Raw genomic sequence first — 11321 nt, forward strand, 5'->3', positions numbered from 1 at the left:
CGACCGCCTCTCTCGCCATGCGAGGCGGCCGTCGCTCTATTCGTGCTGGTAGAACTCGTAGATGTGAGCGCCGTCGTCAGTGACCGAGCCTGTAGGCCGATAGTCCGCGACGGGCATGTGTGAATCCCAAGGGTCCGCATACTCGAATGTCGTCAGCGGCCTAGCCTCGGGCTGTCTCCACATGGGCGGAAGCTCGTGCCAGCGAAACCTCGTCCCGTCGTCGCCATTCGGTCCACGCAACTCGATCAGGAATGGCTTGTCTGCCCAATCCTCGCGATTGAACTTCGACAGGGCATTCACATCGTCCATCGTCCCATTATGCCGTGAGGGTGCGCCTCACGCCCTCCTCGATCGACACCTGCGGCTCGTAGAAGCCGAGCATGCGGGACGGGTCGCACACCCGGTAGGCGACGCCTGCGGGGGCGTCGGGACGGTAGGTGAAGGAAGGGCTGTACCCGGCCTCCGCGGTGAACAGCTTCGCCAGGTCCGTCATCGACGTCGCCAGGCCAGTGCCGAGGTTGACCGGCCCGTCCACGCCGTACTCCCACGCGGCCAAGACGGCGCCCACGATGTCGGACACGTGGATCCAGTCGCGCGTCTGGGTGCCGTCGCCCCAGATCGTGAACGGGTCTTCCCGGCGGTTGGCGCGACCTTGGAAGGCTCCGAACGGGAACCGCTCGCCCTGGTCCTCGCCGTAGCCGGAGAACGGGCGTAGCACCGTCACCGTGCCGCCCTGCTGCCGGTAGCTGGCCGCCAGGTGCTCGCCCGTGAGTTTCAGCCAGCCGTAGATGGCGTCCGGCTGCTCCGGCGCGTCCAAGCTGATGTGGTCCTCGCGGAGGCGGACCGACAGGCCAGGCTGCTGCAGCGACATCGGATAGGCGGCCGACGACGAGAAGTACACCACCCTGCCGGGCTTGGCCCGCAGCGCCCATTGGAACATGGCGGCATCGAGCTCAAGACAGCCGGCGCCCACGGTCAGCGGTGAGGCGTCGATCGCGGAACGGTGAGGCTCGACCGCGGCGCAGTGCGCCACCAGGTCGAAGCGGGCGCCACCATGCCGGAACAGGTTGAGCGCGTCCCGCCCGTCCGTGATGTCGACGCCGGTCACGTCATGGCCGAGGTCTGACAGGGCGGCCGTGAGGTGGCGGCCGATGAATCCGGCCGAGCCGGTGACGAGCGCTCTCACGGATCACACCCTTAAAGCGTCTGCGGGGATACGGAGGGTGCCGTCGCCGTTGAAGCCCTGGCCGACGAACCGGCCTGGCGTGCGCGGTGTCGGGAAGTCGCGTTTGTCGTCGAACCCGTCCGGCTCGAACTGGGGGCTCTCGGCGCTGGTGTGGACCATCAGCGACTGTCTCGCCAGCGGGTACACCTGGTGGGCCAGCCAAAGCTGGTCGGCCTGCCACCGTTCCACGCCGGCGTGCTTCTCCGGCAGGAGCCGGGCCGCTGCCGCGGCGCCGTCCCGTCTGGCACCCCACATCCCAGCCAGGATCGGCATGCCGTGCTCCGGGTGGTCCCGCATGGCGTGGAACTGCCTGCCGGACGCCAGCCATTCCTTAACGGCGGCGCGCTCACGCTCGCACGGGCGGGAGTCCGCGTCGCGGAACAGCGTCACCTCGTTGCCGTCCCGCAAGGCGTGGAACCGCCAGAACGTCGACCACCAGTCCTCCGAGGCCCCAACCATGCGGACGATCCCGGCGCCCTGCTGGGCGAGCTCGCCGACGACGTGGGACGGGATGGAGTCACCGACATAGAAGCGGCACACGAAGTCGGGGTAGAGCTCGGCGCACAGGCGGACGTTCTCCACCGCGCCCACCCGGTACAGCTCGTCCGGGCCGAACAGGCTGAACGAGATGACCTTCACCCGAGCAGTGCTTTCAGCTTGTCGACGTCGCCGGGCATGCGGTGCTCCAGCCAGGCGGCGTAGGCGAGCCGGTCAGCCTCGGCGGCGTCCGCGTTGTTGACCTCGCGGTAGCGGTCGTCCTCGGCGGCCTTGCCGTTGAGGTAGTGCTGGTGCTCCACCACCACCCGCGGCAGGTACCGGATCCGGTCGATCGCCCGGCCGAGGTCGAGCCACACGTTGTCGGCCCACAGGTGCAGGATCCCGTCCGGCACCATCCAGCCGAGCGCCATCACGATGTCGGACGTGACCGCGACCTGAGTGGGCAGGCGTTCGCCGGCCAGCAGGTCGTTGCCGTAGACGAAGCCCGTCCCGAGGTCGCGCAGGGCCGCCAGGTAGTGCTCGTCCCAGCCGCGGGTGCGGGGCCGGTGGTCGTCGCCGAGGAACCCGATCGCGAAGTGGTGGGGGGCGTGCTCGACGGCGACCTTGTTCAAGGTCGGGCACATGCGCAGCCGCGGACCCACGGTCAGGGCGATGCCGCGGTCGGCGCACACCTGCCGGTAGTCATCGAGAGTGGGGTCGTCGTCGTCGACAGCAACAAGCAGACCGGTGGGGCCGGTGGTGGCCGCAGTCCAGGCGTCATGCAGGTCGGCGATGTTGTGCGGGCGCCCACGCGAGGGGACGATCACCAGCAGGTCAGGCACGGCACCCCTCTCACGTGATGTTGATAGGGCCGCTGCGGATCAACGGCTCTTCCTGGGCGGTGACCGGTTTGACCCAGATCACGTACTTGCCTTCGTTGAGGGTCCCGATCCCGGTGTCGCCGCCGTACATGGCGCGCACAGTGCCGGTGGCGGTGTGCCATTCGGCCTCATGCCATACGTCGCCGTCCCTCTCGGGCTCCACGTCATACGGCATGACCGCCATGTAGACCGGCGTCGTGGGCGTGTACGTGCCCGTCACCACGCCAGAGTGCATCCACTCCTTAGTGCCAGACGGGTAGCAGGGGATGCTCACGAGGACCACCCCCTGCTCAGCGTCGTATCGGCGCGGTCGCGGACCACCTGCGGGGGACTGGATCGCTCGTGCGCCAACCTCTGGCTGGCGCGGTAGCGGACCATTGCCGGTGCGTCGGCGGGCCGATCGTGATGTCGATCTCCTGCGGGAGGTCTCCCGTCGACACGGACGGCGTCGGAATCGACGCGACCGCGGCCACCGCGGGCGGTCTTGCTGTGGTGGACAGCAGCGCCGCGGGGATCGTGGCGTACGCCTGGACCGCTGCCGGAGTAGCAGCGACCAGGATCGTGGTGGTGGGTGTAGGTACCGCGGCAGTAGCCAGGACGATCGCGGGTTGAGCGGTGATGCTCGTCCCGGTGGACGGTCCCGGGATAGCCGCGGCGGCGTTGACCGTCTGAGGGGTGGCGGTGGCATTGCCGCCGGCCTCGACAGTCGGCGCCGGGATGTTCGCGTCCGCCTGGACGGTGTCCGGGGTGGCGGTCGCTCCGGTCGCTGCGGTCGGGCCGGGGATCGCCGTGGACGCCCCTACGACCTCCGGAGAGGCCGTAGAAGAGGCGGACACCTCAGGAACGCCTACGGACGCCTCAGAGGCGACTACAGGCGCGCTCGCGGTGGTCCCAGCCGAGACGTCCGGCTCCGGGATGGAGGCGGACGCCGCGACAGCGCCGGGTGTCGCGGTCGCCCCCGCCGAGGCGGTGGGTGCCGGGATCGTGGCGGTAGCGGGGACTGTCGTGGGCGAGGCTGTGGCGTCCGAGACCAGAAGGCCGCCGACGTTGTCCCAGACGACGGTGGTGTCCGCGCCGACCGCCTGCCAGGCCCCGGCCTGGAGGATCAGCCGCGTCGAGGTGACCGTGATCGGGGTCGCCTCGGAGTGCAGCTCCGCCCAGGAGGAGCCGTCCGGGGACGCCTCCCAGTAGGTGGTGCCCGCGTCCTCCCGGATGCGGAGCCAGCGGTGATCTGCCGGGCTGTAGGAGTGGAAGGCGAGGCTGGACTGGCTGCCGGAGACGACCTTGTAGATGCCGACGAATCCGCCCGCGATGACGAAGAACAGCCGGTTGATGGCGTCGGCCTCGACGATCGCGTAGACCTCAAGGCCGGTGGCCTGCGAACCGGCGTCGACCAGCTCGACCGCGAAGGCGCTGCCGGTCAGGTCGTAGGTGCCGGCGCTGGCGATCTGGCTGAACGCGACCGCCGAGCCGCTGATCTCGAACTGGTAGACGTCGTTCTGGCTGCCGGTGACGCCCGCGTTGTTGGTCGCTGTCCACAGGGCCGTGTCCAGCGTCGTCCCAGTGAAGGTGTCGCGGAGCTCGGATGCCGGAACGATACCGCCCGACACGTCAGGGGCCGGGACCGACGCGGACGCCTGGACGGTGTCCGGTGATGCCGTGGCGCCCGCCGATGTGGCAGGCTCCGGGATGTCGGCCGTCGATTCCACGGCCGCTGGGGCAGCCGACGAGCCGGCGCCTGCTTGCGGTGTCGGGATGGTGGTGGTCGCCGAGACCACGCCAGGGCTCGCAGTCGCCCCGGCGGTCGAAGTAGGCGCTGGAACGCTGGCAGTGGCCTCGACGACGTCTGTGGTGGCCGTGGAGCTCGCGGAGACGTCGGGCGTGTCCACGGAGCTGGTGGCCGTGACCGGTGCAGGAGTAGCCGCTGTGACGGCGCCGACCGCCGGGGCGGGCACCGACGACGTCGCCTGTACGACGGACGGGGCCGCGGTGGCGCCGGCACCCGCAGTCGGGGCCGGGACGGTCGTGGAGGCGGTGACGATGCTCGGGGAGGCGACGACCTCGGCCAGCACCGAAGCCTCAGGGACGGACGCGGTCGCCTGCACCACGGAGGGTGAGGCGGTGACGCCCGCCGTGACAGACGGGGCCGGCACCGACGACTGTGCCTGGACGACCGCGGGCGAGACGGTAGAGCTGGTGCTCGCGGACGGCGCCGGCACTGCGGCCGAGGCCGGAACGATCGCAGGTGAGGCGGTGGAGCCGGTCGTGACCGTGACCGACGGCACCGAGACCGACGCGGTGGCCACCGTCGGCGAGGCGGTGGAGCCCGCTGACGTGGTGGGTGCCGGGACGGTCGCTGTTGCGGGGGCGACGCCCGGCGTGAGAGTCGACCCGGTGGAGATCGTCGCCGACGGCACCGACGTGGTGGCTGCGACGACGCCAGGAGCAGCCGTAGCACCCGCCCCGGCCGTAGGAGCGGGGACGCTGGCTGATGCCGACACCACGCCCGGAGAGACGGTCGAGCCCGCGCCGGTACTGGGAGCGGGAACCGATGCCGTGCCCGCCACCACTGACGGGGTGGCGGTGGCGTCCTGGCTAGACGGGGTGGCACCCGCGATGCCGATCGTGTGACCGGCAGCGAAGACGAGCGACGCCGAGGGGGTGAAGTTCGCGGTGCTCGTCGGCGTCGAGCTGGACAGGGTGCGGGTGGCGAGCGTGGAGGTGACGTAGGTGGTGGACTGCAGGTCCGCCTGCTCGCTGAGCCCGCCGGGGGCGGTCCAGGAGACAGAACCGGGAGCAGTCGGGACACCCGTCGCGAACCGCAACTCCACGCTGTTGGCGGCGGGAGGGGTGATGCCGGGCGTACCGATCGACGTGCCCGAGCCGGACGTCTCCTGCACCGTCGGCGTGGAAGTGGACGCGCCCGAGTAGGCGGCGATGATCACCGTGCCGTCAGCCGAGGCGTCCTGGGAGAAGTCCCACGACGTGGGCTCGCTGCCTCCTGCGATCTTCCAGTAGATGACGACCTGTAGGGCGTTCTCGCCCGCCGTGTACGTACGCAAGACCTGCCAGGTGGCACCGCCTGTGGGGGTGCCCATGTCGTCGAGGGTGCCGACGTCAGCCGAGTGGTGGGCGACCAGCAGGTCGCCGGAGACGACACCCGTCGGCTTGGTGGCGGTGAGCGGCGTCGTCCTCCCCGCGACGGACGTCACAGTGCCGCGCAGGACAGGCGGTGAGGCCGGAGCGGAGCCGTCCGACACGCTCGGAGCCGGAATCGACGCCGACCCGGTGACGACGCTCGGGGTGGCCGTGGCCGACGCCGGAGCCGACACCGACGGGGCAGGAACCGACGACGTCGCGGCCACCACCGAAGGGGTGGCGGTCGCGTCCGTGCCGCCCCCGGACGGCAGGAAGACCGTGAACCCCAACCTGGACACGATCGCGCCGGACGCCAGATGGTTCTGGGCGCCCGTCGCTGCATTCGAACTAAGGATCTTGTACGCGGCCTCGGCATGCGTGAGCCACCCATGGTTCAGGTCCGCGCCAGCAGGCTCGGTGTACGTCGAAGGCGGGGCGAATGTCCGCGCGTTACCGTCGCCGTCCGCGCCAGCGAACCTGATCTCGATACCGCTGCTGCTGGATGGGGTGACGGTGGGCGTCTGGACGTTGTTGCCCGTCCCGGCGCTCACGCTCCCGTACACGCCGGGAAGGGCAGCCCCGGACACACAGATCAGGATCGCAACCGACGACGCCCCGGCATGCGCGACCGAGTACGTGGTCGGCTCCGACCCAGTCGCGGTTTTCACGAACGTCCGGCCACGCGTGTACGTCTGGCCGCTGTTCATGCTGGACGCGAGCGTCCACCCTGACGGGGTTGTGATGTCGGTGGCGTTGCCGCTGTCAGTGAAAACCGCCAGAACCAGCACATCGCCCGAGACCACGTCCGAGGGGCGGGCGATCGTGTAGCCGCCGTTCGCGTTGCTCGCCGTGCTGTGGGAGCGGTACGCAGCAACCACACCGACCCCCGGACATGCGAAAGCCGCCCGGAGGCGGCGACGTCAGGCGGCGTTTGCGCTGGTCAGGCGGCCAAGGTCAGGGCGAAGATCCCGCTCGCGGACCAGGAAATTACGAGGCTCCCGTTGGACGTGGAGTAGTCGCTTCCCAGGTTGACCAACACTATGGCGTTGTTGCCCGCCAGAGCGTCCGCGTAGATGAGCGCGCCCTTCGCCCCCGTGATGGTCGAAGACGACCAGGTCACATCGGAGGCGTCGAACGTCGCCACGCCACCCGACCCGGTGAACGTCGTACCCGTCAGCAGCGCGCCGCCGGACGTGTACCCGGTGCCGGACACCTCGTTGGCGTTGTACGGGGAGACGCCATAGGCGGTGTCCGTGGTGAAGTTCGGCGTGGTGAGACTGTTCGTGAAGAGGGCGACCTTGTGCGTTTCCAGGTCGAGGTCGAGGGCGAGTTGAGTGGTATCCAGCACGTCAACGAACGTGCTGACGTACAGGCCCGATGCGGAGATGGCCACGGTTACGCCCCCTCAACCTTCGAAGTGACGTCCGCCTTCACGGTGTCGGACGGGGACGGGTCGGGGCTGCCGGGCTCCACGTAGGCGTCGCCGCCCACCGACACGCCGTCGGAGCGGGTGTTCTGCCGGTGCTCGCGCAGCGCCTCAGCGGCGGCCTGCTTGCGGTCCTTCGCCTCGTCGGAGGAGTCGGCAGCGTAGGCGTCCTTCGCTGCCTGGAGTTCGTCGAGAAGCCGCTTCTCGACCTCGGTGGCTTCGATCTGGCTGCGGAGTGAGGCCAGCCGGTCGTCAACCGACATCGCCCACCTCCTTCTTCTGTGGTGAGCGTTGGATGACGGCGTGCACGGTTTCGGGGCTTTTGATGTGGACGGACTGCTGGTCGCGGCCGTGCTGGACGACCCGGTTGCCGAGTTGGTCGGTGACGTCCTTCACCCGGCGTCCGTCCTTGCCGACGTACTCGCGGGCCTGGTCGTGGGTGGCGTGCGTCCATCCGCCGGCGCGGACCTGGAGACCCTTGGAGCGCAGCCACGCCCCGTAGGAGCCGTGGCGGTCGGGGTCGTACTCCTCCCGCATCACCACCCCCTGACGTGCGAGAAGCCCGCACGATGGCGGGCTCAGGTGGTCGGACGGTCAGGTGATGCGGTGGTCGAGCTGGAACCCGTCAGCGGCGAGCAGAGCCTTGACGTCAGCCATCGGCAGCGCGTCGAGCCGCGTCCAGCACGGGCACAGGCTGGCGGCGGAGCACATCTCACCGCAGTCTCCGCAGCGCCAAGGCGGGCAGTCGCCGCAGCGCCCGGACGGGAACAGGTCTGTCGGGTCCCCGGTCGGTTCCGGCTTGGTCGCGCCACAGCCCTTACAGGCGAGGATCGGGGCCACGTCACCCCCCGCACGCGGGAAGCCCACACAAAGGCGGGCACAGGTCGGCGGGCGGGCGGGTCAGTGGCGGCGGAACGGGTCCAACACAGCCATCACGAGCAGGTAGGCGACGAGGACGACGGGCAGGAACGCCTTCCACCCGTACGCCGCACAGAAGGCGACCGCGAAGATGGGCGGGAACACGATCAACGCTGAGGTGATCCAGCTACGCATGCTCGTACCGCTGGTGGAGTCATCGGGCATCGGCTTCCTCCGGGGTGAGGAGCCGGGCGGGCTCGACCTTCTCCGCCTCGTCGGCCAGCTCGATCAATCGGGCGGCGATCCTGCGTGCTTTCGCCGGGGTGTAGTCCCACTCGTGGAGTCTGCCGCAGCAGCCGCACCTGCCCGGCATGAGGACCGCGCCCCGGTAGCGGTCGGGCCACTCCCCTTCGCGGAGGTGGGCGTCCCAGTCGTCGTCAAGGGTGAGCTCTTCGCCCTCGTCGCTTCGTGGCGTGACGGCTTGGTTCAGCAGCTTCTCCGCGTCGCCTGCCTGCGGCGGGCGGGAGACGAGCCTCGCGTAGGCGAACTCCGCGTCGCCGCCATAGGCAGAGCAGCGGTGGTGCCAGTCCACGACCTCGTAGACGACGTTGCCGAGCACCGTGATCCGGTCGCCCTCGACCTTCGCAACGTCCAGCCCGGCCGCGTTCAGCCAGTCGCGAGGGAAGGCCGTGTAGGGGGCGGCGTAGGTGACCGTGGGCAGCCCGTACTCAGGCCACTCGATCGTCACGCCGTCGTGGTTGCAGAACTCCACGCGATCTCCAGTGGGGTTGAGGGGTTGGTGCGCGCGAGGCCCCGCACTATGAAGGGCCTGCAAGGTTGAGCGGGCAGCTACGAGCCGGAACGGATGCGTGGCACGCGGCGGTAGTCCTCGCCCTCGACGGGCTCCACCTCGTGGGCCTGGAACCAGGACGTGTACGGCTTCTCTAGGTGGGCGCGGTAACCGCCAGGGACGTCCATGACGTACTGGACTTGCGCTTCCCAGGACCGGTCCGACTTCTGCCTCCACGCGATCAGATACCCCGCTTTCGCGGGATGACCTGGAAGTTTCACCACCGGAGGCTCGCCTTGCATGAGGCGACCCTACCCGGCAGGTCGAACTCCTATTCGAGCCAGATGATCCCGCCCGAGCAGGACACGACCACGTTGTCCGGGAGGTCCAGCCAGATCACGTTCGACGGCGAGACGACAGTCTCAGACAAGGCAACCTCCAAGGTCAGAAGTCATGGGCGCAGCACGGGCAGAACTCCACCTGCCGTACGTCCGTCACAGGCACGAGAGCAGGCGTCCCGTAGTCGGTACCGTCCGGCCCGTCCAATTCGGCTTCGGCCATTCGCCGGCGCTCGGAGTTGTAGGCGGCGAGGAGATCGGAGGGCGTCGCGAAAGCGTGGCCGCACTCCAGGCACACCTTGAACACGCCCTCGCGGGGCTCGTCAACGTCGTGCGCGCCGCAGTGCGTCTGCTCGCAGGAGGAGGACGGGGCGTGGACGGCGAGGTTCACGACCACCTCCGAGCGAGAGTTGATCCGGGCGGGCGGCGGCGTGCAGACAGACCACCCGCCCGGAGGTCTACAGATCAGCGACGAGAGCCAGCCGTGGCCGCTTCGGGATCATCGTCTTGCCGGGCGTCGGCCAGTGGTCGGCGTCCACCCCGCAGTACGGCTCTGTCCAGCGCCGGTACGCCTTCTCGCAGTGCAGGGCGTAAATCTTGGCCCAGTCGGCGGCGAAGTAGCGAGGCAGCAGCCCGCCCGTGTTCGGGATCGGCTCTGGCGGTTCGCCTCGCGCGGCCAACTGCTGTTTGACCTCGCGGGCGCGGGCGGCGTGGCGGCGGCAGAACCAGTGGTTGGTGTGCCAGCCGGTCACCATGTCGCGTTCCTTCACGCGGATGGTGGCGGTGGCTCCACAGATGGTGCCGCCCTCGGTGTGGTCGTGAGCATGCCCGCCAGCGCCGTACACCTCGGGGAAGCGGCACGGGCCGATGTGCGGGTGGTCCAGGTAGCAGCCGGACGGCGGGCGCTCGCGCGGCTTGTACGGGCGGACCCTTGGCCCCTCGCACGAGCCGTTGCCCAGCGACCAGTCGGAGCGGTTCTCGTATCGGGGAGCGTCAGCCGCGATCAGTTCCGAGAGGCGAGGGCGACCCATCCGGTCGCCGCCGAGTGAGCGGCGGACCAGCGTCCAGAACTTGACCTCGGGGTGGGCGACCGGGCCGCGTTCCAACGCCCACGCCATCGCCAGAGCGACTTCGCGGGTGCCGGGCGGCATCCGGTCGTCGGCGTAGACGCGGCAGACCAGGTCATCGAACTTCATGAGCCGGTCGAGTTCTTCGGCACTGCGCTCGTTCATGCCGCGCCGCCCATCGCCTTGCGCAGCGAGCCGAAGTCGTTGAGCCGCTTGACCGCCCGGTCCCACGCCCATCCTTCACCAGCAGGGGTGAGGCGGGAGGAGGTGGACACCTGCTCGCCTCGCGTCCTCGTGTCGTACCGGGTCGTCTTCGTCCGGACGTAGTCCCGTTCGGTGGCGAAAGAGGTCGGCTGGTTCTTGCGGATCGTGTTACCCCGGATGATCAGGCCGATGTCGCCGAGGAAGTCCCACACGTCCTCGTGCAGGATGCGGACGCCGCAGTTCTGGAGCGCCCACGCCTTCAGCTTGTTGGCGAAGTCGCCGATGGCCATGCAGCCGTCCGCTGCCCGGTGGTGGTCGGCTTCGGCGGCCTTCGGCTCAAGGACCGCGATCTCTTCCTCGGCTGCCTGCCTGCCCGCTGCCTCGATCGCGGCGCGCTGCTCGGCAGCCTCGCGGGCTTCGATCTCCGCCGCCCACTTGCGAAGCGTCTCGGGGTGGGAGGGGATCGCCGTGACCGGGGACGGCGCGGGGGCGTACCCGCCCGTACGGCGGATGGAAGGGATGACGTCGTGGAACACCCAGCGCTGGAAGCGGACGACCTGCTTCTGAACGTCCTCGTTCTTGATCCGCGCGGTCTGCCGTTGCCCCAGAACGCGGTAGAAGCCCGGCTCGGTGACGTGCCACATCTGCTGCTCGCCGCCAAGGGTGGGAGCTATCTCCCACCCCTTCTCGTCATCCGGAACGGTACGGAGCATGTCCCGTGCGGAGTGGAAGGACAGCGAGCGGGCCAGGCCCGGCGCTTGGACGCGGAAGCTATCTCCGACGCGAGTGATCTCCAGGTTGAACTCTCCGTTGTCGAAGATCTGGAGGTCGGAACCCGGCCCCTGATTCTCGTCGCGGGAGTCCGAGGAAGTACGGTTGTCCATGGTCGATCTCCTGGTGATGCAGGTGGATCGGCA

18 protein-coding genes are annotated in these 11321 nt (G+C 69.4%); 3 read left to right on the top strand and 15 right to left on the bottom strand.

Annotated features, from left to right (window positions below):
- Positions 1 to 36: 36 nt before the first annotated feature.
- The 6 genes from BMW85_RS09295 to BMW85_RS49365 all read right to left on the bottom strand — a co-directional run bounded on the left by BMW85_RS09295 (position 37) and on the right by BMW85_RS49365 (position 4193).
- The gene (locus tag BMW85_RS09295; RefSeq protein WP_091079407.1) at positions 37 to 309 is read right to left on the bottom strand and encodes a hypothetical protein; all 273 of its coding nucleotides are present in this window, start codon (positions 307 to 309) and stop codon (positions 37 to 39) included.
- Positions 310 to 316: 7 nt separating this feature from the next.
- Positions 317 to 1186: an NAD-dependent epimerase/dehydratase family protein gene (locus BMW85_RS09300; RefSeq protein ID WP_091079410.1), complete on the bottom strand. Its 870-nt coding sequence runs from the start codon at positions 1184 to 1186 to the stop codon at positions 317 to 319.
- Positions 1187 to 1189: 3 nt separating this feature from the next.
- The gene (locus tag BMW85_RS09305) at positions 1190 to 1864 is read right to left on the bottom strand and encodes a hypothetical protein (protein WP_091079413.1); all 675 of its coding nucleotides are present in this window, start codon (positions 1862 to 1864) and stop codon (positions 1190 to 1192) included.
- Complete coding sequence (locus tag BMW85_RS09310; protein ID WP_091079415.1) at positions 1861 to 2544, bottom strand: hypothetical protein; 684 nt, start codon at positions 2542 to 2544, stop codon at positions 1861 to 1863. The genes BMW85_RS09305 and BMW85_RS09310 overlap by 4 nt, the downstream gene beginning before the upstream one ends.
- A 10-nt stretch (positions 2545 to 2554) precedes the next feature.
- A complete protein-coding gene (locus BMW85_RS09315) occupies positions 2555 to 2803 on the bottom strand; it encodes a hypothetical protein (protein ID WP_143082166.1) in 249 nt (82 codons plus the stop codon).
- 70 nt (positions 2804 to 2873) lie between these two features.
- The gene (locus BMW85_RS49365; protein WP_177240568.1) at positions 2874 to 4193 is read right to left on the bottom strand and encodes a hypothetical protein; all 1320 of its coding nucleotides are present in this window, start codon (positions 4191 to 4193) and stop codon (positions 2874 to 2876) included.
- A 145-nt stretch (positions 4194 to 4338) separates the two neighbouring features.
- Here BMW85_RS49365 and BMW85_RS49370 point away from each other — a divergent pair, with 145 nt between their 5' ends.
- The 3 genes from BMW85_RS49370 (at position 4339) to BMW85_RS49380 (ending at position 6549) form a co-directional block, all read left to right on the top strand.
- The gene (locus BMW85_RS49370; protein WP_177240569.1) at positions 4339 to 5214 is read left to right on the top strand and encodes a hypothetical protein; all 876 of its coding nucleotides are present in this window, start codon (positions 4339 to 4341) and stop codon (positions 5212 to 5214) included.
- A 99-nt stretch (positions 5215 to 5313) separates the two neighbouring features.
- Entirely contained in the window at positions 5314 to 5514 is a 201-nt protein-coding gene (locus tag BMW85_RS49375; RefSeq protein WP_177240570.1) for a hypothetical protein, read from the top strand.
- Positions 5515 to 5679: 165 nt separating this feature from the next.
- Positions 5680 to 6549, top strand: a complete 870-nt coding sequence (locus BMW85_RS49380) for a hypothetical protein (protein ID WP_177240571.1) — start codon at positions 5680 to 5682, stop codon at positions 6547 to 6549.
- Positions 6550 to 6661: 112 nt separating this feature from the next.
- On the opposite strand, the gene BMW85_RS09335 is transcribed toward BMW85_RS49380, so the two are convergent.
- From BMW85_RS09335 to BMW85_RS09380, 9 genes are all read right to left on the bottom strand, one after another.
- Positions 6662 to 7114, bottom strand: a complete 453-nt coding sequence (locus BMW85_RS09335) for a hypothetical protein (protein ID WP_091079425.1) — start codon at positions 7112 to 7114, stop codon at positions 6662 to 6664.
- A 2-nt stretch (positions 7115 to 7116) separates the two neighbouring features.
- The gene (locus BMW85_RS09340) at positions 7117 to 7410 is read right to left on the bottom strand and encodes a hypothetical protein (RefSeq protein WP_091079427.1); all 294 of its coding nucleotides are present in this window, start codon (positions 7408 to 7410) and stop codon (positions 7117 to 7119) included.
- On the bottom strand, positions 7400 to 7684 hold the full coding sequence (locus tag BMW85_RS09345; protein ID WP_143082170.1) for a hypothetical protein: 285 nt from the start codon (positions 7682 to 7684) through the stop codon (positions 7400 to 7402). Before BMW85_RS09345 ends, BMW85_RS09340 begins: the two co-directional genes overlap by 11 nt.
- A gap of 363 nt (positions 7685 to 8047) precedes the next feature.
- Positions 8048 to 8200, bottom strand: a complete 153-nt coding sequence (locus tag BMW85_RS49385; protein ID WP_177240572.1) for a hypothetical protein — start codon at positions 8198 to 8200, stop codon at positions 8048 to 8050.
- 19 nt (positions 8201 to 8219) lie between these two features.
- A complete protein-coding gene (locus tag BMW85_RS09360) occupies positions 8220 to 8777 on the bottom strand; it encodes a hypothetical protein (RefSeq protein ID WP_091079435.1) in 558 nt (185 codons plus the stop codon).
- A gap of 77 nt (positions 8778 to 8854) precedes the next feature.
- Positions 8855 to 8983, bottom strand: coding sequence for a hypothetical protein (locus tag BMW85_RS51845; RefSeq protein ID WP_281249560.1), 129 nt, complete (start codon positions 8981 to 8983; stop codon positions 8855 to 8857).
- 256 nt (positions 8984 to 9239) lie between these two features.
- Positions 9240 to 9524 carry a hypothetical protein gene (locus BMW85_RS09370; RefSeq protein WP_091079440.1) on the bottom strand — a complete coding sequence of 95 codons (285 nt, stop codon included), beginning with the start codon at positions 9522 to 9524 and terminating at the stop codon, positions 9240 to 9242.
- Positions 9525 to 9591: 67 nt separating this feature from the next.
- Positions 9592 to 10365: a hypothetical protein gene (locus BMW85_RS09375; protein WP_091079443.1), complete on the bottom strand. Its 774-nt coding sequence runs from the start codon at positions 10363 to 10365 to the stop codon at positions 9592 to 9594.
- Positions 10362 to 11288 carry a phage antirepressor KilAC domain-containing protein gene (locus tag BMW85_RS09380; RefSeq protein ID WP_177240573.1) on the bottom strand — a complete coding sequence of 309 codons (927 nt, stop codon included), beginning with the start codon at positions 11286 to 11288 and terminating at the stop codon, positions 10362 to 10364. The genes BMW85_RS09375 and BMW85_RS09380 overlap by 4 nt, the downstream gene beginning before the upstream one ends.
- Between the last annotated feature and the right edge of the window lie 33 nt (positions 11289 to 11321).

The sequence above is a fragment of the Nonomuraea wenchangensis genome, from assembly GCF_900111685.1.
Lineage (GTDB): Bacteria > Actinomycetota > Actinomycetes > Streptosporangiales > Streptosporangiaceae > Nonomuraea > Nonomuraea wenchangensis.